The following is a 19,314-nucleotide window of genomic DNA, read 5'->3' on the forward strand; positions in this document are numbered from 1 at the left end:
CATTAAATAAACCTTTCATTCGTATTTCAAAAAAGGGTTTCTACCTGCAAGATTCATCATACCTTTAGTTTTCCTTAACATACGAATTACCCGGCACGATTCAGCGTGCCAACGCTTTGTTGCCATTAGTAAATTGTCACGCAGCGTGACATCTGTGACCCCCTTAACAGAAAGTGTCAACAAGCCGCTGACACTCCCTTAAGCATGTTTACAGTACTGCAACCTTCCCGTAAAATGCCCGCACACATGAAACGACAATAGAGCCTTTGTAATTGAGGTCGTTAGATGAGACTTAAGAAATACAATAAAAGTATTGGGATGTTGGCCTTAATTGCTTCCACTGTAATGCTCAGTGGTTGCAATATGGTATTGATGAATCCCAAAGGAGCAATTGGTGTTGAGCAACGGACACTGATTATCACCGCAATCGCATTAATGTTGATCGTAGTGGTACCAGTTATCTTTATGGCGTTCGCCTTTGCCTGGAAGTACCGTGCTTCCAACAAAGATGCCAAATACAGTCCGAACTGGTCACATTCCAACAAGATCGAAGCGGTCGTCTGGACCATTCCTATCATTATCATCGCCATCCTTGGCACCATTACCTGGAAAACGACGCACGAACTCGACCCGTTCAAGCCGATTGTCACTGACAAAAAGCCAATGACGATCGAAGTCGTGTCGCTTGACTGGAAATGGCTGTTTATCTACCCAGAACAAGGCATCGCAACCGTTAATGAGCTGGCCTTCCCGAAAGATGTTCCAGTCGAATTCAAGATCACCTCTAACTCGGTAATGAACTCGTTCTTTATTCCTCAGTTAGGTGGGCAGATTTATGCGATGGCCGGGATGCAGACCAAACTGCACCTGATCGGCAATGAAGCAGGCAAATACGACGGTATTTCCAGCAGCTTCAGCGGTCGCGGGTTCTCCGGCATGAAATTCACCGCCATTGTCACCCCAACCGAAGGCGACTTCGATCAGTGGGTTGCCAAGGTGAAAGCATCGTCGACTAACCTTAACGCCACCAGCGACTTTAACAAACTGGCAGAGCCGAGTGAAAATAACCCGGTCGAGTACTTCTCCAGTGTCAAACCGAATTTGTTCAAAGAAACTATTGGCAAATTCATGGGCGATATGGACATGCACAAAGGCGCTTCCGCGCACGAAGGTATGGACATGAGCCAGGGTATGGACATGGGTGAACATGCTCACGCCGGAGCCGAGGAATAAAACTGATGTTGGGAAAATTAACGCTTGATGCGGTTCCGTACCACGAACCAATCATCGTAGTCACCGTTGCTGCAATTATTATTGGGGGCTTGGCTCTGCTGGCCCTGATAACCTATTTCGGCAAGTGGAAGTGGCTATGGAAAGACTGGCTGACTTCGGTCGACCATAAAAAAATTGGTATCATGTACATCATCGTGGCAATGGTTATGTTGCTGCGTGGTTTCGCCGATGCCATCATGATGCGTAGCCAGCAGGCGCTTGCGTCCGCCGGCGAGGCCGGATTCCTGCCGCCGCACCACTACGACCAAATCTTTACCGCTCACGGCGTGATCATGATCTTCTTCATGGCGATGCCTTTCGTGGTCGGTCTGATGAACGTGGTCGTACCGTTGCAAATCGGTGCGCGTGACGTTGCCTTCCCGTTCCTGAACTCCCTGAGCTTCTGGTTCTTCGTGGTGGGTGTCGTGCTGATCAACATCTCTCTGGGTGTCGGTGAGTTCGCGCAGACAGGCTGGTTGGCGTATCCGCCGCTGTCGGGCAAGGAATACAGTCCTGGTGTCGGGGTCGATTACTGGATCTGGAGTCTGCAGATTTCTGGTCTGGGTACCTTGTTGACCGGTGTGAACTTCTTCGCAACCATCATGAAGATGCGTGCTCCTGGCATGCCTTTAATGAAGATGCCGGTGTTCACCTGGGCGGCGCTGTGTACTAACGTCCTGATCATCGTTTCTTTCCCAATTCTGACCGTGACTATCGCGTTGCTGACCCTGGATCGCTACCTGGGCTTCCATTTCTTTACCAATGATATGGGCGGCAACATGATGATGTACATCAACCTGATTTGGGCCTGGGGTCACCCAGAGGTGTATATCCTGGTTCTGCCAGTGTTTGGTGTGTTCTCTGAAGTCACCGCGACCTTCTCAAGAAAACGCCTGTTCGGCTATACCTCACTGGTATGGGCAACCATCGCGATTACCGTTCTGTCGTTCATCGTATGGCTGCACCACTTCTTTACCATGGGGTCCGGCGCGAACGTTAACGCCTTCTTCGGTATCGCCACCATGATCATTTCCATCCCTACCGGGGTGAAAATCTTCAACTGGCTGTTCACCATGTACCAAGGCCGCATTCAGCTCAACTCCGCAATGCTGTGGACCATCGGCTTCATCATCACCTTCTCCGTTGGTGGGATGACCGGCGTTCTGCTGGCAGTACCGGGCGCGAACTTCGTGCTGCACAACAGTCTGTTCCTGATTGCCCACTTCCATAACGTGATTATCGGTGGTGTGGTGTTCGGTTGCTTCGCTGGCCTGACCTACTGGTTCCCTAAATCCTTCGGCTTCACGCTGAACGAAAAATGGGGTATCCGTGCGTTCTGGTTCTGGATCATCGGTTTCTTCGTGGCCTTCATGCCGCTGTATGCTCTGGGCTTTATGGGTATGACTCGTCGTATCAGCCAGAACATCAACCCAGAGTTCCACCCACTGCTGCTCGTAGCAGCTGGCGGCGCGGCTCTGATTGCCTGCGGTATCCTGTGCCAACTGATTCAGATCTACGTCAGTGTGCGTGACCGTGAGCAGAACCGTGACCTGACCGGTGACCCATGGGGTGCTCGTACGCTGGAGTGGGCGACCTCGTCTCCACCGCCGTTCTATAACTTTGCCGTAGTGCCACAGATTCATGACCGTGATGAGTTCTGGGACATGAAAGAAAAAGGCGAAGCTTATAAGAAGCCGGCGAAATACGAACCCATTCATATGCCGAAAAATACCGGCGCCGGTGTGATTATTGCTGGCTTCAGCCTGGTATTTGGTTTCGCGATGATCTGGGACATCTGGTGGATGGCGATCGCTGCCTTCGTAGGTATGATCGTGACCTGGATTGCCAAGAGCTTCGATGAAGATGTTGATTACTATGTGCAGGTTGATGAAATCGAGCGCATTGAAAACCAACACTATGAACAAATCAGCAAAGCAGGCGTGAAACATGTCAACTGATACTCTGACTAACCATAACGCAGCCCATGCAGAGCATGGGCACCACGACGCAGGAGAGACCAAAGTCTTCGGATTCTGGATCTACCTGATGAGCGACTGTATTTTGTTTGCGAGCTTGTTCGCGACTTATGCAGTACTGGTGAACGGGACCGCGGGTGGTCCCTCTGGCAAAGACATCTTCGATCTGAAGTTTGTCCTGGTTGAAACCTTCCTGCTGCTGTTCAGCTCCATCACCTACGGTATGGCGATGATCGGCATGAACAAAGGCAAGGTTGGCAGCGTTAATACCTGGCTGTTCCTGACCTTCCTGTTTGGTCTGGGCTTCGTAGCGATGGAAATCTATGAATTCCATCACCTGATTGTTGAAGGTTATGGCCCGGATCGCAGTGCGTTCCTGTCCGGCTTCTTCGCACTGGTTGCTACCCACGGTCTGCACGTGACTACCGGCCTGGTGTGGATCGTCATCATGATGATTCAGGTCAGCAAGCGTGGCCTGACGTCAACCAACAAAACCCGTCTGATGTGCCTGAGCCTGTTCTGGCACTTCCTGGACGTGGTCTGGATCTGCGTATTCACCGTTGTTTACCTGCTGGGGGTTATGTCATGAGTCATTCATCCCATGAAACTTCTCACGGCGGCGCAAGCCACGGTAGCGTCAAGACCTATCTGATCGGCTTTATTCTGTCGATCATCCTGACGGTGATTCCATTTGCGATGGTCATGAGTGGTACAGCCTCTCATTCAACCATTCTGGCGGTTGTCGTTGGCATGGCAGTGATTCAGGTTGTTGTTCACCTGATTTACTTCCTGCACATGAATACCTCATCGGAAGAGCGCTGGAACCTGGTGGCATTGCTGTTCACCGCTATGATCATCGGTATCGTTGTTGTAGGTTCACTCTGGATTATGTACAACCTCAACATCAATATGATGGTCGATTAAGAGCAGAGCTGGACGTGATGATTAAGCAATACCTGCAAGTAACTAAACCAGGAATTATTTTCGGCAATTTAATTTCTGTCGTCGGGGGATTTTTGCTCGCCTCCAAAGGGAGCATCGACTATCCCCTGTTTCTCGCCACCCTCGTGGGTGTCTCGTTGGTTGTCGCTTCGGGCTGTGTGTTTAACAACTACATTGACCGTGACATCGACAAGAAAATGGAGAGAACGAAGAATCGGGTGCTGGTTAAAGGCCTGATCGCGCCGAGTGTAAGCCTGGTTTATGCTACCGCTCTGGGTATTGCGGGCTTTGCGTTGCTGTATATCGGTGCCAACCCGTTAGCCATGTGGCTGGCGGTGATGGGTTTCGTGGTGTATGTCGGCGTCTACAGCCTGTACATGAAGCGTCACTCGGTATACGGCACCTTGATCGGCAGCTTGTCGGGCGCTGCGCCACCGGTTATCGGTTACTGCGCGGTGACCAATGAGTTCGATGCTGGTGCGTTGATCCTGCTGGCTATCTTTAGCCTGTGGCAGATGCCGCATTCCTATGCGATTGCCATCTTCCGCTTTAAAGATTACCAAGCGGCGAACATCCCGGTATTGCCGGTCGTCAAAGGCATTTCGGTGGCGAAGAACCACATCACGGTCTACATTGTGGCGTTTATGATTGCCACCCTGATGTTGACCCTGGGCGGCTACGCTGGCTACAAATACCTGATCGTCGCTGCGGCGGTAAGCGTATGGTGGTTGGGCATGGCACTGCGTGGTTACAAAACCGAAAATGACAGCGTGTGGGCACGTAAGCTATTCGTGTTCTCGATCGTTGCCATCACCTCGTTGAGCGTCATGATGTCTATCGACTTCAGCGCCACCGCGGCGCCGGAAGCCCTGATGACGTACGTCTGGTAAGCCAAATCGTCTGTAAATGGGCCGCGTAAGCGGCCCATTTTATTTGTCAGTTCAGAAATCCGTTTACTCCCGAAATGATCGGAGCTGCAACAAGGCGGCAAGAGTGCGAATCATCGGGAGCTTGACCAACCAAGTGACCGGGGTAAGTGCTCGCGGTCAACAGCGCTGTAGCTTCAAGGGGAAGCTGTAATATCTGCTAAACAACATTAGATTTACCCCCCCTACCCTTCACACTAAAATGACGCAGTTTTAACAGAAGCTATCCCATCAGGCGTTATCACCGATAACCTGACGGAATGGCTTTTAATGAGGTTTTAATGAACGATAATGCAATGACCCCGCTGGAGCGCCGGGCGACCTGGGGATTAGGAACGGTATTTTCACTGCGCATGCTCGGCATGTTTATGGTGCTGCCGGTACTGACCACCTACGGCATGGCATTGAACGGTGCCAGCGAAACATTGATCGGTATTGCTATCGGCATTTACGGCCTGGCACAGGCTGTCTTCCAGATCCCCTTTGGTCTGATCTCCGACCGCATCGGCCGCAAACCGCTGATTGTCGGCGGCCTGTTGATCTTTGCTTTGGGCAGCGTGATTGCCGCCGCAACCGACTCTATCTGGGGTGTTATTCTTGGCAGGGCATTACAAGGTTCTGGCGCTATCGCGGCGGCAGTCATGGCGCTGCTGTCAGATCTCACCCGGGAACAGAACCGTACCAAGGCCATGGCGTTTATCGGCGTGAGCTTCGGTATAACTTTCGCTATTGCTATGGTCGTCGGCCCGATTGTCACCCACGCCTTCGGCCTGCATGCGCTGTTTTGGATGATTGCCGTGCTGGCATTGGCGGGTATCGTAATCACTCTGACGGTCGTGCCTTCCGCAAGCCATCACGTGCTGAACCGTGAATCCAGCATAGTGCGCGGCAGTTTCAGCAAAGTGCTGAGTAACTCCCGCCTGTTAAAACTGAACATCGGCATTATGTGCCTGCATATTCTGCTGATGTCCAGCTTCGTGGCACTCCCATTGGCGATGGAAAAAGCAGGTTTGGCCCCGAGCGAACACTGGATCGTCTACCTGGTCACCATGCTGGTTTCTTTTGCCGCCGTCGTGCCCTTTATCATTTACGCTGAGAAGAAACGCCGAATGAAGCAAGTCTTTATGGGCTGCGTGGCGGTGCTGTTCTGCGCTGAAATACTGTTGTGGCTGTCCGGCGCGCACCTGTGGGGCATCATTGCAGGTGTACAGTTATTCTTTATGGCTTTTAACGTGATGGAAGCAATCCTGCCTTCACTGATCAGTAAAGAATCCCCTGCTGGCTATAAAGGCACGGCGATGGGCGTTTACTCTACCAGCCAATTTATTGGCGTCGCGATAGGTGGCAGTCTGGGCGGTTTCCTGTATGGCCTGCAGGGCGCTGGGCTGGTATTTATCGCCGGCGCGGTGCTGGCGGCCATTTGGTTCTTGGTCAGCAGTACCATGCAAGAACCGCCATACGTCAGTAGCCTACGTATTACATTGTCGGAACTGGCAGTGAAAGATTCAGCCTTGGAAAGCCGCCTGAAAGCCCAGCCGGGCGTGGCGGAGGCAATAGTGGTCCCGGAAGAGCGCAGCGCCTATGTAAAGGTCGATACCAAACAAACCAACCGCGGCCAATTGGAAGCGCTGGTGAATTCACTGTAAAGAAAAGGGCCAGCAAGCTGGCCCCTCACGATCTTCGCCTTCGCAAAAACCTTAATCGCGGAAGTTCTTGAACTGGAACGGCTGCCCCAGATCGGCACCGCGTACCAGCGCCATCACGCCTTGCAGATCGTCACGTGACTTACCGGTTACCCGGACTTCTTCACCCTGGATTTGCACCTGAACTTTCAGCTTGCTGTCTTTGATCAACTTGACGATTTTCTTCGCCTGGCTGGCTTCGATACCTTGCTTCAGCTTGGCTTCCACACTGTAGGTTTTTCCGCTATGGGTCATTTCGTCCGGGATCTCAAGCGCGCTGCCTTCGATACTGCGTTTACTGAGCTTTTCACGCAGAATATCAAGCAACTGCTGCACCTGAAAATCAGATTCGCTGGCAACTTTAATGCTTTCATTTTTTTCGTTCAGCTCGAAGCTGGCCGGCACGTTACGGAAATCCCAACGCGTGCCAAGATCGCGCGTGGCGTTCTCAACGGCGTTACGCACTTCCTGCATATCAATTTCGGAAACAATGTCGAAAGATGGCATACTTCTTCCTCCTGAATGAGAGCCTAATGCGATAGGCGATTTCGATGCCGAGCATGATAACCGCTTTAAGGCCTCAGGCAAAATCTGCCTAACCTGTTGGCGAATAACCCGTCGAACAACGGAAAAGTCTATAATTATACGACAGTAATAGAGCGATATTCCCGTTACCCCAAGGAGTCTGGATGAAAATAACTATTCTTGGTTGCGGTGCGCTCGGACAGCTGTGGCTCTCTCGACTTTATCAGCAGGGCCATGACGTACAGGGATGGTTGCGAGTGCCACAACCCTTCTGCGCAGTGAACGTGATTGAGCCTAATGGCCCCTCGTTCAACCGTAATTTGCCCACCAACGATCCCGAACATTTGGCGCAGAGTGAACTGCTGCTGGTCACCCTGAAAGCCTGGCAGGTATCCGGCGCAGTCAGTGCGCTGTTGCCGAAGTTGAACCCGCGCTGCGCCATCCTGTTACTGCATAACGGCATGGGTACTCAGGATGAACTCCCGGCAAACAACCAGCCGATATTGCAGGGAACCACAACCCATGCAGCACGCCATGACGGCAGCACGATTATCCACGTCGCGGGTGGCACCACGCATATTGGCCCAACCTCCCCGTCGGCAATACCCCTCAGCCATCTGGCAGAGGTGCTGCATCAAGCCCTGCCTGATGTCGCCTGGCACAATAATATTGCCTCTGCGAATTGGCGTAAGTTGGCCGTCAACTGCGTAATCAATCCGCTGACGGCGCTGTATAACTGCCGTAATGGTGATCTTCAGCGCTATCCAGAGCAAATTGAAGTTATCTGCCGCGAGGTCTCCAGTGTGATGGAAATGGAGGGCTACCACACCTCTTGTGAAGGGTTGCTGCAGTACGTCATGGCCGTGATCCAGAGTACCGCAGACAATATCTCTTCGATGCTGCAAGACATCCGTACCCAACGGCACACGGAGATCGACTACATTACCGGCTACCTCCTGCGCCGCGCACGTAGCCACGGCATCACCCTGCCAGAAAATGCGCGGCTGTTTGAATTGATTAAGCGAAAGGAAAATGAATATGAGCGTATCGGCGCTGGTCTGCCTGGCACCTGGTAGCGAAGAAACCGAAGCCGTCACTACCATCGATCTGCTGGTACGAGCGGGCGTTAACGTCACTACGGCCAGTGTGGCCAATGATGGCGACCTGACCATTGTCTGTTCGCGCGGCGTTAAGCTGTTGGCGGATGCGCCCTTGGTATCGATTGTGGACGAGCCTTTTGATGCCATCGTGCTGCCCGGCGGCTTGAAAGGTGCCGAATGTTTCCGTGACAGCCCGTTGCTGGTGGAGAAAGTGCGTCAAATGCATCTGCAAGGCAATATCGTCGCGGCTATCTGTGCGGCACCTGCACTGGTGTTACAGCACCACGACCTGTTCCCCATCGGTAATATGACCGGGTTCCCAGGATTGAAAGAACAGATCCCCGCGGACAAATGGATGGAGCGCCGTGTGGTCTTTGATGCACGCGTTAACCTGCTCACCAGCCAGGGGCCGGGAACGTCTATGGAGTTTGCGCTGAAGCTGATTGATTTACTGTTGGGTAAAGCGAAAGCGGCGGAAATCGCGGCGCAATTGGTGCTGATACCGGGGATGTACGACTTCCGCGATTAGCAAGCATCAGTTCTGAGGTTAAAATATATAATCCACAAAATAATTGGAGCTGCAACCCGGCGGCCAGTGCGGGAATCCCCGAGAGCTTACTTGAGTAAGTGACCGGGGTGAGCGCATGCAGCCAACACAGGTGCAGCTTCAAGTATGAAGTGGATTTAAGGGCGATAGACTTTGACGTTACTATACCCCTGCTCCAGCAAGTACAGCGCCTGCAGGCGGCTCATCACGCCACGCTCACAGTACAGCAGGTAGGTTTTGCTCTGGTCCAAATCGCCAAACTGGGTACTGAGCTTGTAGAACGGCAGTGATTTTACCTCTACCTGATCCAGCTTCAGCGGTTTATCTTCCTGTTCGTCGTTAGAACGAATATCCAGAATCACCTCGTCAGTGCCAAACGCCGCCACGGTTTCCACTTCGGTAACCTGTTCCTGCGTTTGCTCGGCGATAGTACGAATATCCACGTTCTTGGCTTCGCTCACCACACGATCGAGAATGCTGAAATCAAAGTTAGCTTCTTCTTCTTCGATCTTCGCTTTGATTGCTTTTACCGTCGGGCTTTTCGAGATCACACCGCAGTATTCCGGCATGGTCTTGGCGAAATCCTCGGTGCCAATCTCACGCGCCACTTTAATGATGTGCTCTTTATCGTGGGAGATAAGCGGACGCAGGATCAGCGTATCGGACGCATTGTCGATCAAGCGCAGGTTCGTCAGCGTCTGGCTGGACACCTGGCCCAAGGCCTCACCGGTCACCAGTGCCTGCACGCCATAACGTTCAGCAATCTGCGAAGCAGCACGTACCATCATGCGCTTGAGCACTACACCCATCTGGCCGTCTTCGACCTTTTCCAGGATCTCGCCAACCACGGGTTCAAAGTCGATAGCGATAAACCGTACCTTGTGCGAACTGGCAAAGCGGTTCCACAGATAGTGAGCCACCTGACGCACGCCAATTTCATGCGCAGCGCCACCCAGATTGAAGAAGCAATAATGCACGCGGCAACCACGACGCATCAGCATATAGCTGGAAACGCCCGAGTCGAAACCACCAGAAATCAGCGACAGTACGTCTTCCTGTGTCCCCACCGGGTAACCGCCGATGCCTTCACGGCGGGCTTTCACCAACATCAGCTTGTCGTCTTCAATCTCCAGGTTGACCGTCACCTGCGGGTGCGACAACTTAACGCGCGCGCTTTCGATATGCTGGTTCAGGCCACCGCCGACGTAACGCTCCACGTCCTGAGAATTAAAGTCCTGTTTGCCACGGCGTTTAACCCGCACACAGAAGGTTTTACCTTCCAATTGCTCGCGATAGGCTTCCAGCGTCTGCTCGAAAATATGGTGGATGTCGGTATAGTCGCGGTCTTCCACTTCCAAAATATGGTGTATACCGGGAATGCGCGTCAGTGCGTCGGCAATAACCGGACGCTGGTTTTCATCTTTGGCGCGAACTTCGATATGATCCCAGTGACGGACAACCGCCAGTGTTTCATCATACTGCTTCAGGACGTTGCGGATACTGGTCGAGAGGATCTTGATAAAGCGCAAGCGCACAGATTGGCTCTTGATGGTGATTTCCGGGAACAATTTAATGATAAACTTCATGGCGGTCTTTATTGTCAGAATTACGTGGGAAAAGGATTTACAATGTATATGCGATTGATAAAGCCCTCGGGGCTACCGAATGTTTTATCAATCGCATTTGCGGCGCAGAGTATACCATCATCTGGTGGGGCTCGGTGCACAAAACCACACATGCGCGCCATGATTTGCTAATCAAAATCCGCTAGGATAGGCTCTGGCGCTACTGTTCACATGATGATGTAAAAAGAAAACTATGCCGAAAAAACCTGCACAATCAGACAGTACAGAGCAAAGCATCAGCTTTGAAAGCTCACTCAGCGAGCTTGAAAACATCGTAACGCGTCTGGAATCGGGTGAATTGCCTTTGGAAGACGCGCTCAATGAGTTCGAGCGTGGCGTACAGCTCGCGCGTCAGGGCCAGCAGAAGCTTCAGCAGGCGGAACAACGCGTACAAATTCTGCTTAACGACAGTGCCGATGATACTGCGCTGGCACCTTTTACACCGGATGCCGAGTAATCACCATGTCCGAGACCGTCCAACAAACCGCTTTTTCTGACCAGTTGCAGGCGTTGCGCCAGCGGGCCGACCGCACGCTGCTGGATTTTATCGCACCCTTGCCGTTCAACAATGGCAATATGGTGGCGGCAATGCGCCACGGCGCGCTGCTGGGCGGCAAACGCCTGCGTCCGTTCCTGGTGTACACCACTGGGCAGATGTTTGGCGTATCACTGAATAATTTGGATGCGCCCGCAGCTGCGGTAGAATGTATTCACGCCTACTCACTGATCCATGACGATCTGCCGGCCATGGACGACGACGACCTGCGTCGTGGTCAACCGACTTGCCACATCAAATTTGGTGAGGCCAACGCAATTTTAGCCGGCGATGCCCTGCAAACGCTGGCCTTTTCCATTCTGGCCGATGCCGACATGCCCGATGTGGCGTTGCGCGATCGGTTAGCGATGGTGTCTGAATTGGCAACCGCCAGCGGCGTTGCGGGAATGTGTGGCGGTCAGTCGCTGGATCTCGAAGCCGAAGATCAGCAGGTTGGTCTGGAAGCATTGGAGCAGATCCATCGCCACAAGACCGGCGCATTAATCCGCGCCGCAGTCCGTCTCGGGGCCTTGGCCGCCGGAGAACCTGGTCGTGCCGCGCTGCCACAGCTCGACCGTTACGCGGCTGCAATTGGCCTGGCGTTCCAGGTGCAGGATGATATTTTAGATGTGGTCGGCGAAACCGAAAAAATTGGCAAACGCCAAGGCGCAGACCAGCAACATGGAAAGAGCACCTATCCAGCTTTGCTCGGGCTTGACAGCGCGAAAGCAAAAGCGTGGGATCTCTATCAGGAAGCTTTAGCTGCATTAGATACTTTGGCAGCACAATCTTATAACACAGCGCCATTGCGAGCGTTAGCCAGCTTCATTATTGAACGCGACAATTAACGTGTGACGTAATACCCAATTGACTTCAAGTTGCAGCCAGGCGGCAACTGAGCGAATCCCCCGGAACTGGGCAATCCCAGTGACTGGGGTGAGAGAAGGCGGCCAATACCGCTGCACCTTGAAAGATGAAGGGTAACATCCTCTGATATGAGTATCGAATGAGTCTTGATATAGCCAAATACCCGACCTTGGCGCTAGCGGAAAATCCCGATGAACTCCGCTCGTTGCCGAAAGAGAGCCTGCCGAAACTGTGTGACGAACTTCGGCAATACCTCCTGGACAGCGTCAGTCGCTCCAGCGGCCACTTTGCGTCTGGGCTGGGTACCGTCGAACTGACGGTGGCGTTGCACTATGTGTACCAAACCCCGTTCGATCACCTGGTATGGGACGTGGGCCATCAAGCCTACCCACATAAGATTCTGACCGGTCGCCGTGACAAAATCTCCACTATTCGCCAGAAAAATGGCCTGCATCCTTTCCCGTGGCGTGCGGAAAGCGAATACGATGTGCTGTCAGTTGGCCACTCTTCCACCTCGATCAGCGCCGGGCTCGGCATGGCTGTGGCAGCGGAACGTGAAGGTAAAAATCGCCGCACTGTCTGCGTGATCGGCGATGGCGCAATCACCGCAGGTATGGCGTTTGAAGCCATGAACCACGCCGGCGACATTAACCCAGACATGCTGGTGGTTCTGAACGACAACGAAATGTCGATCTCGGAGAACGTCGGTGCGTTGAATAATCACCTGGCCCAACTGCTGTCCGGCAAGCTCTACTCCACCCTGCGCGAAGGCGGAAAAAAAGTGCTGTCTGGCCTGCCGCCAATCAAAGAATTGGTCAAACGCACCGAAGAACACCTGAAAGGTATGGTCGTGCCAGGCACGCTGTTCGAAGAGCTGGGCTTTAACTACATCGGCCCGGTAGACGGTCACGATGTCCAGGGCCTGGTTGCCACGCTGAAAAACATGCGTGACCTGAAAGGCCCGCAGTTGCTGCATATCATGACCAAAAAAGGCCGTGGTTACGCCCCTGCGGAAAAAGACCCGATCAGCTTCCATGCGGTACCCAAATTCGATCCAGCCAGCGGGACTCTGCCAAAAAGCGCGGGGGGCCTGCCAACCTATTCAAAAGTCTTTGGTGATTGGCTATGCGAAACTGCCGCCAAAGACAGCTCGCTGATGGCCATCACTCCCGCAATGCGTGAAGGCTCAGGCATGGTGCAATTCTCCCGTGACTATCCACAGCAATATTTTGATGTGGCTATCGCCGAGCAGCATGCGGTGACCTTCGCCGCTGGCCTGGCGATTGGCGGTTACAAGCCGGTGGTGGCCATTTATTCCACCTTCCTGCAACGTGCTTACGATCAATTGATCCACGACGTTGCCATTCAAAAATTGCCGGTAATGTTTGCTATCGATCGTGGCGGCATTGTCGGCGCCGACGGCCAAACTCACCAAGGTGCATTCGATCTGTCATTCATGCGTTGTATCCCAACCATGGTGATCATGACGCCAAGCGATGAGAACGAGTGCCGTCAGATGCTGTACACCGGTTATCACTACAATGAAGGCCCAAGCGCCGTACGCTATCCACGCGGCAACGGCACCGGCGCGCCACTGGAACCGCTCAGCGCGCTACCGATAGGCAAAGGCGTGGTCCGCCGTGAAGGTGAAAAGCTGGCGATCCTGAACTTCGGTACACTGTTGCCGGAAGCGGCACAGGTAGCGGAAACCATGAACGCTACGTTGGTGGACATGCGCTTCGTGAAGCCACTTGACGAACAGCTGATACTGGCGCTGGCAACCAGCCACGACGCACTGATTACGCTGGAAGAAAATGCCATTATGGGCGGTGCTGGCAGCGGTGTGAACGAGTTGCTGATGGCCAAGCGCCGAGTCGTACCTGTGCTGAATATCGGCCTGCCGGACAGTTTTATCTCCCAGGGCAGTCAGGAAGAAGTCCGTGTTGATCTTGGCCTGGACGCTGCAGGCATCCAGCGGCAAATCGAAGTCTGGCTGGCGCAGTAATCCTCACGCCACACTGACAGGCGCCTCCGCTTTGCGGGGGCGTTTGCATTTCTGCCGTCTGAAAATCCGCTATATGTGCTAACGCAGGAAGAAATGCCGAGGGGGGAATGCCCTGTGTGCCGCGTTGCGTGCCAGGATTTGAATAGTCGGGTGAGTGGTGCTCAAGGGCGCAGTATTGCACTGCGCCCTTGTTATCAGAACAACCCAACCGGCCAGTGGTGGCCAATCAGGTAGATAATACCGGCGGAAAATACCCCAGCGACGATGTCGTCAACCATGATGCCCATACCACCATGAACGTTGCGATCAAACCAACGAATCGGCCACGGCTTCCAGATATCAAGAATGCGGAAAATCACGAAGCCTGCCGCTACCCACTGCCAATCATTGACCGGCAGCGCCATCAGCGTGATCCACATCCCGACAAACTCGTCCCAGACGATACTGCCATGATCGTGCACCTTCATGTCTTTGGCCGTCTGATGGCACAGATAAACACCGATGCAGATACTGAACATCACTAAGAGTGAATACAGTTGCCAAGGCAGTTGGATCAGCAGCAGCCAAAAAGGAATCGCAGCCAGTGATCCCATCGTCCCAGGCATTACCGGTGACAAGCCGCTGCCGAAGCCGGTTGCCAGCAGGTGCCAAGGATTACTCATCCGCAAGCGGCGTTTAGCGTCATCCATGTTACGCCTGCCCTTCGCTGAAATGGTCGAAGCCATGCCACGGCAATTCCACTGCTTCATCGTTGCGGTAGAACTTAATACCTTCGGAGAGCGGGCCAATTTGACCAATGCAGGTGTAATCCGCACCCAGATGGCTCAGCGCCACTTCCAAAGCGCCACGATTGATCTCCGGCACGGTGAAGCACAATTCGTAATCTTCACCACCGGTCAACGCCCAGCGCAATGCTTGCTCAACGTCCACATTGCTGCTTAACGCCTGTGACAACGGCAGCTCATCAAGGTTGATCCGCGCACCGCACTCGGAAGCGCTAAGCACATGTTTCAGATCCGAAATCAAACCGTCCGAGATATCAATCGCCGAACTGGCCAGATCGCGCAGTGCCTGCCCCTGCAATACCCGCGGTTGCGGCCGCAGGTGACGGCCAACCAGGTAATTACGTGCGTCAACGTCCGCCACCTGCAGACGATCCTGCAGAACAGCCAGGCCGGCGGCGCTGTCACCCAGCGTTCCGGTGGTGTAGATCCAGTCACCAATGCGCGCACCGCTGCGGGTCAACGCACGGCCGGCAGGGATAAGCCCGTGAATAGTTAACGTCATGCTTAATGGGCCGCGTGTGGTATCGCCGCCAATCAACTGCATGCCGTAATAATTAAGTTGTTCGAACAGGCTGTCACTAAACGCCTTTAGCCAAGGTTCATTCACGTCCGGCAGGGTTAATGCCAGTGAAAGCCAAGCGGGATCGGCGCCCATAGCGGCCAAATCGCTCAGATTGACGGCCAGTGCTTTGTAGCCGAGATCGGCCGGATCGATATCCGACAGGAAGTGAACGCCCGAAACCAGCGTGTCGGTACTGACGGCCAAAAGCTGTTTTTCTGCCACTGTCAGAAGTGCGCAGTCATCTCCAATGCCCAACTGTACGTCCCGGCGCAGACTCTTAAACCGGTCAAAATAGCGGGCAATGAGGTCAAATTCGCCGCATGCCATGGTCATATTCCAATATACTCTTCATACTTGAAGCTGCATCTGTGTTGGCTGCAAGCGCTCATCCCAGTCACTTACTTAAGTAAGCTCCGGGGAACTCACGCTTTTACCGCCTTGATCCAACCCCAATTATTTTGTGTATAGATAAAATTAAGGCCGGGGATACCGGCCTTAATGCTTTATTTTTTCTTGCGAATGCTGGGTGCTACTTTATCCAGCACACCATTCACAAACTTGTGGCTGTCCTCAGCGCCGAAGGTTTTCGCCAGCTCGATCGCTTCGTTGATGGCCACTTTGTAAGGGACATCTTCACGCATTTTCAGCTCAAACAGCGCAATGCGCAGAACGGCTCTTTCGACCTGGCCCAGCTCTTCGAGCTGGCGCGACAGGACAGGTGCCATCAGGCTATCCAGCAGACCTGCATTCACCGCCACGCCGGACAGCAGCTCCCGAAAATAGGCGATGTCTACATCTTTGACATCTTGCTCCGACAGGAACTGGTGTTCAACATCGGCAATGTCATTTTTAGACAACTGCCAAGAGTAAAGCGCTTGAACAGCGCACTCACGAGCGCGGCGACGAGCAGCAGGTTTCACGGAATTCCCCTTAACTAAATTCAGGCTTTAATAGCTTTGATAACATTAATCATTTCAAGTGCGGTCAGAGCCGCTTCAGCGCCCTTGTTGCCTGCTTTGGTGCCAGCACGTTCGATAGCCTGTTCGATGCTTTCGGTTGTCAGCACGCCAAAGGCAACCGGGATTTCAGTGTTCATAGAAACACTGCCCAGGCCAGAGCTGGCTTCGCCCGCGACATATTCAAAGTGCGCGGTGCCCCCACGGATAACGGTGCCCAGTGCGATCACTGCATCATATTTGCCGGTGTTAGCCAGCACGCGTGCAGTCAGTGGCAACTCGTAAGCGCCCGGGACCCAGACAACGGTTATGTTGTCGTCAGCAACCTGACCAATGCGCTTGAGTGCGTCGATGGCACCTTGCAGCAGGCTGTCGTTGATGAAATTGTTAAAACGTGCAATTGCAATCGCCACACGGGCATTTGGAGTAGCAACAACACCTTCGATAACTTTCATGGGCTTTCCTTAAAAATGGGTTCAGTACCCCGCAGGGGGGCGGATTCTATCATATTCTTTATACCCGTCATACTTGAAGCTGCATCTGTGTTGGCGACGCCCGCCGACTCGAGTGGCTTACTTGTGTAAGCTCACCGGGATACGCGCGCTTGCTGCCTTGATGTAACACCAATTATTGACGGGCACCAGACCGTGCTGTCGGTGTTGTAAAAGACCCATCCCCCCGACACACAGACATTAAAATCAGTATTTTGCTTTCAATCGCAGCCGCAAATCGGGCCCGACGTGCCGCACTTCGCTGAAGACAAACTCCGGCGCATCAGCCAAATGTTCCAGGCCCGGTAGGTGGCACAAACCGTGGCCATTATCGCCCAACAATTTTGGCGCGATGTACAAAATGAGCTCATCCACCAACCCGGCCTGCAGTAAAGCCCCTGCCAAGTGCGCGCCAGCCTCGACCCAGATGGAATTCACTTGTCGTTTGGCCAATTGCATCATCATCACGACCAGATCAATCCCGGCGCCATGGGCCGGGAAGGTCAGTTGTTCGACATCCTGCGGCCAAACGTGGTCATCCGGCTGCAAACGCGCCAGCCAGGTTGCCCCCGGCTGTTGCACCACCCGGTGCTGCGGGGTGACACGATTTTGGCTGTCGAGGATAATGCGCAATGGCTGCCGCAGGTTTTCACGTGGATAAATGCGTTGAGTTTCAGCATCCAACTCATCCCAACGCACCGTCAGTGATGGATCGTCAGCCAGTACAGTGGCACTGGTACTGAGAATCGCCGCGCTTTGCGCTCGCAACCGCTGTACGTCCTGGCGCGCCTCGGGCGAGGTGATCCATTGGCTTTCACCGGACGCCATCGCCGTACGGCCATCGAGAGAGGCGCCAAGTTTCAATTGTACATACGGGAAACCGGTACGCATCCGCTTGAGAAAGCCCAAATTCACCGCTTCGGCTTCAGCCAGCATCAAACCATGACGCACATCCAGCCCCGCCTGCTGTAATTTGTACAGACCCCGCCCCGCCACTTCCGGATTCGGGTCTTGCATGGCGGCCACGACACGAGCGACCCCGGCGGCAACCAGTGCATCGGCGCAAGGCGGTGTACGACCATGGTGGCTGCAAGGTTCCAGCGTGACATAGGCAGTAGCACCACGTGCTTTTTCGCCCGCCATGCGCAGCGCATGCACTTCCGCATGGGGCTCACCGGCTCGCAGGTGGTACCCTTCACCGACGATTTCGCCATCGCGCACAATAACACAGCCGACATTCGGGTTCGGTGCGGTAGTGAAACGCCCCAGCCGCGCCAATTCGAAAGCGCGTGCCATGTAGAATTCATCGTTATGCATGAGGGGTCCCTTAATCCTGTAGACGGGCGATCTCTTCGCCGAACTCGCGAATATCTTCAAAGCTGCGATACACAGAGGCAAAGCGGATATAGGCGACTTTATCCAACTTCTTCAACGCATCCATCACCAGGTTACCAACCAATTTGGTTGGCACTTCACGCTCGCCGGTGGCACGCAATTGGGATTTAATGTGGTTAATCGCGTTTTCCACGTCGTCAGAACTGACCGGGCGTTTTTCCAACGCCTTCAGCATGCCGCGACGCAGCTTGTCTTCGTTAAATGGCTCGCGCACATCGTCGCTTTTTATCACCCGTGGCATCACCAGTTCAGCCACTTCAAAGGTGGTGAAACGTTCATTACAAACCAAACACTGGCGACGACGGCGCACCTGCGAACCATCACCCACCAAACGGGAATCAATGACTTTGGTATCAACAGCGGCGCAGAAAGGGCAATGCATAACACGTCCTGATAAACGTTTTCATAGTTAAGAGCAGTTTACCCCGAAGTGCGGCCACAACAAAGGCCGTCGGCCATTTGTTGCGAGCCCACCTGCGGAACAACAGGACAAAAACGGACTGGCATGACTTTCCCTGCCAGGCGGGCTAAGCTGATAAAAGGAGATGTTGAATAGGAAATCCCCGCTATGACAACCCATTACCCCAAGATTATCCTGCTGAGCACCCTGGCCCTGCTGGCAGGCTGTGCACAAACTCGCGAGGTGCCGAAATTGCACAATCAGGTGGTTGCGCTGAATCAACAGTTAACCACTCTGACTACCCAGGCTACGGCACTGGAACAGCAAAATCAGCTGAACAAAAACTCCACCAGCGGTGTTTATCTGCTGCCGGCGGCCAATAATGCCGCACGCTTGCAGAGCAGCCTCGGCGAGCTGAGCGTGTCACTGAGCCACGTGAAAGCCGAAGCTAACGGCACCCAAGCCTTATTGCACGTCCGAACGCTTTCACAGGCATCCCTGCCCGCGTTCAACGCAGTAGTGGAGTGGGGCCAGTTGGATCCTGTCACCGGTAAACCCCTGGCGGCAGATTCCCTCTCGCAACCTATTGCCAGTGCAGATTCACTGCTGCCTAAAACTGAACATACTTTTGAGCTGCGTTTCAGCGGCCTGACACCTGAACAACTGGGTTTTGTACGGCTGCATAGCGTAGAGCCCGTTAAAGCCGCGCCAGCGCAAAACTAA

20 protein-coding genes are annotated in these 19,314 nt (G+C 53.6%); 12 read left to right on the plus strand and 8 right to left on the minus strand.

All coding sequences use genetic code 11. From position 1 onward, the window contains the following. Nucleotides 1-285: 285 nt before the first annotated feature. From cyoA to JOE25_RS15405, 6 genes are all read left to right on the plus strand, one after another. Nucleotides 286-1,233 carry a cytochrome o ubiquinol oxidase subunit II gene (cyoA, locus tag JOE25_RS15380; protein WP_209636540.1) on the plus strand — a complete coding sequence of 316 codons (948 nt, stop codon included), beginning with the start codon at nt 286-288 and terminating at the stop codon, nt 1,231-1,233. Between the two features lie 5 nt (nt 1,234-1,238). Next, nucleotides 1,239-3,230, plus strand: coding sequence for a cytochrome o ubiquinol oxidase subunit I (cyoB, locus tag JOE25_RS15385; protein ID WP_209636542.1), 1,992 nt, complete (start codon nt 1,239-1,241; stop codon nt 3,228-3,230). Next, nucleotides 3,220-3,837, plus strand: coding sequence for a cytochrome o ubiquinol oxidase subunit III (locus JOE25_RS15390; protein ID WP_209636543.1), 618 nt, complete (start codon nt 3,220-3,222; stop codon nt 3,835-3,837). Before cyoB ends, JOE25_RS15390 begins: the two co-directional genes overlap by 11 nt. Beyond that, nucleotides 3,834-4,172 carry a cytochrome o ubiquinol oxidase subunit IV gene (locus JOE25_RS15395; RefSeq protein ID WP_012005527.1) on the plus strand — a complete coding sequence of 113 codons (339 nt, stop codon included), beginning with the start codon at nt 3,834-3,836 and terminating at the stop codon, nt 4,170-4,172. Before JOE25_RS15390 ends, JOE25_RS15395 begins: the two co-directional genes overlap by 4 nt. A 17-nt stretch (nt 4,173-4,189) precedes the next feature. Further along, the gene (gene cyoE / locus JOE25_RS15400; protein WP_012005526.1) at nt 4,190-5,080 is read left to right on the plus strand and encodes a heme o synthase; all 891 of its coding nucleotides are present in this window, start codon (nt 4,190-4,192) and stop codon (nt 5,078-5,080) included. 317 nt (nt 5,081-5,397) lie between these two features. Then, nucleotides 5,398-6,762, plus strand: coding sequence for an MFS transporter (locus JOE25_RS15405; RefSeq protein WP_209636545.1), 1,365 nt, complete (start codon nt 5,398-5,400; stop codon nt 6,760-6,762). Between the two features lie 51 nt (nt 6,763-6,813). Here JOE25_RS15405 and JOE25_RS15410 read toward each other — a convergent pair whose 3' ends face one another. After that, nucleotides 6,814-7,305, minus strand: coding sequence for a YajQ family cyclic di-GMP-binding protein (locus JOE25_RS15410; protein ID WP_209636547.1), 492 nt, complete (start codon nt 7,303-7,305; stop codon nt 6,814-6,816). 182 nt (nt 7,306-7,487) lie between these two features. On the opposite strand from JOE25_RS15410, the gene panE reads away from it, so the two are divergent. Both panE and yajL read left to right on the plus strand, forming a co-directional pair. Next, on the plus strand, nt 7,488-8,399 hold the full coding sequence (gene panE, locus JOE25_RS15415) for a 2-dehydropantoate 2-reductase (RefSeq protein WP_209636549.1): 912 nt from the start codon (nt 7,488-7,490) through the stop codon (nt 8,397-8,399). After that, complete coding sequence (gene yajL / locus JOE25_RS15420) at nt 8,362-8,952, plus strand: protein deglycase YajL (RefSeq protein ID WP_209636551.1); 591 nt, start codon at nt 8,362-8,364, stop codon at nt 8,950-8,952. Before panE ends, yajL begins: the two co-directional genes overlap by 38 nt. Nucleotides 8,953-9,107: 155 nt before the next feature. Here yajL and thiI read toward each other — a convergent pair whose 3' ends face one another. Further along, nucleotides 9,108-10,556: a tRNA uracil 4-sulfurtransferase ThiI gene (gene thiI / locus JOE25_RS15425; protein WP_209636554.1), complete on the minus strand. Its 1,449-nt coding sequence runs from the start codon at nt 10,554-10,556 to the stop codon at nt 9,108-9,110. A 232-nt stretch (nt 10,557-10,788) separates the two neighbouring features. Here thiI and xseB point away from each other — a divergent pair, with 232 nt between their 5' ends. The 3 genes from xseB to dxs all read left to right on the plus strand — a co-directional run bounded on the left by xseB (nt 10,789) and on the right by dxs (nt 14,002). After that, on the plus strand, nt 10,789-11,052 hold the full coding sequence (xseB, locus tag JOE25_RS15430) for an exodeoxyribonuclease VII small subunit (protein ID WP_209636557.1): 264 nt from the start codon (nt 10,789-10,791) through the stop codon (nt 11,050-11,052). Between the two features lie 5 nt (nt 11,053-11,057). Continuing rightward, nucleotides 11,058-11,978, plus strand: coding sequence for a (2E,6E)-farnesyl diphosphate synthase (gene ispA / locus JOE25_RS15435; protein WP_037424308.1), 921 nt, complete (start codon nt 11,058-11,060; stop codon nt 11,976-11,978). A 158-nt stretch (nt 11,979-12,136) separates the two neighbouring features. After that, nucleotides 12,137-14,002 (plus strand): 1-deoxy-D-xylulose-5-phosphate synthase, encoded by a 1,866-nt coding sequence (gene dxs / locus JOE25_RS15440; protein WP_209636559.1) that lies wholly within the window; start codon nt 12,137-12,139, stop codon nt 14,000-14,002. A 194-nt stretch (nt 14,003-14,196) separates the two neighbouring features. Here the strand turns inward: dxs and pgpA are convergent, their stop codons facing one another. The 6 genes from pgpA to nrdR form a co-directional block, all read right to left on the minus strand. Further along, nucleotides 14,197-14,727 carry a phosphatidylglycerophosphatase A gene (gene pgpA, locus JOE25_RS15445; protein WP_209636560.1) on the minus strand — a complete coding sequence of 177 codons (531 nt, stop codon included), beginning with the start codon at nt 14,725-14,727 and terminating at the stop codon, nt 14,197-14,199. Next, a complete protein-coding gene (gene thiL, locus JOE25_RS15450; RefSeq protein WP_209636562.1) occupies nt 14,693-15,676 on the minus strand; it encodes a thiamine-phosphate kinase in 984 nt (327 codons plus the stop codon). The genes pgpA and thiL overlap by 35 nt, the downstream gene beginning before the upstream one ends. A gap of 176 nt (nt 15,677-15,852) precedes the next feature. After that, nucleotides 15,853-16,269, minus strand: a complete 417-nt coding sequence (nusB, locus tag JOE25_RS15455) for a transcription antitermination factor NusB (protein ID WP_061806788.1) — start codon at nt 16,267-16,269, stop codon at nt 15,853-15,855. Between the two features lie 20 nt (nt 16,270-16,289). Further along, nucleotides 16,290-16,760, minus strand: coding sequence for a 6,7-dimethyl-8-ribityllumazine synthase (gene ribE / locus JOE25_RS15460; RefSeq protein ID WP_037424293.1), 471 nt, complete (start codon nt 16,758-16,760; stop codon nt 16,290-16,292). Between the two features lie 243 nt (nt 16,761-17,003). Further along, nucleotides 17,004-18,113 (minus strand): bifunctional diaminohydroxyphosphoribosylaminopyrimidine deaminase/5-amino-6-(5-phosphoribosylamino)uracil reductase RibD, encoded by a 1,110-nt coding sequence (gene ribD, locus JOE25_RS15465; RefSeq protein ID WP_209636564.1) that lies wholly within the window; start codon nt 18,111-18,113, stop codon nt 17,004-17,006. Nucleotides 18,114-18,123: 10 nt separating this feature from the next. After that, nucleotides 18,124-18,573 carry a transcriptional regulator NrdR gene (gene nrdR, locus JOE25_RS15470; protein ID WP_037424287.1) on the minus strand — a complete coding sequence of 150 codons (450 nt, stop codon included), beginning with the start codon at nt 18,571-18,573 and terminating at the stop codon, nt 18,124-18,126. Nucleotides 18,574-18,759: 186 nt separating this feature from the next. Here nrdR and JOE25_RS15475 point away from each other — a divergent pair, with 186 nt between their 5' ends. Further along, nucleotides 18,760-19,314: a DUF3251 domain-containing protein gene (locus tag JOE25_RS15475; protein WP_209636566.1), complete on the plus strand. Its 555-nt coding sequence runs from the start codon at nt 18,760-18,762 to the stop codon at nt 19,312-19,314.

The organism is Serratia sp. PL17 (assembly GCF_017832355.1).
Taxonomy (GTDB): Bacteria; Pseudomonadota; Gammaproteobacteria; order Enterobacterales; family Enterobacteriaceae; genus Serratia.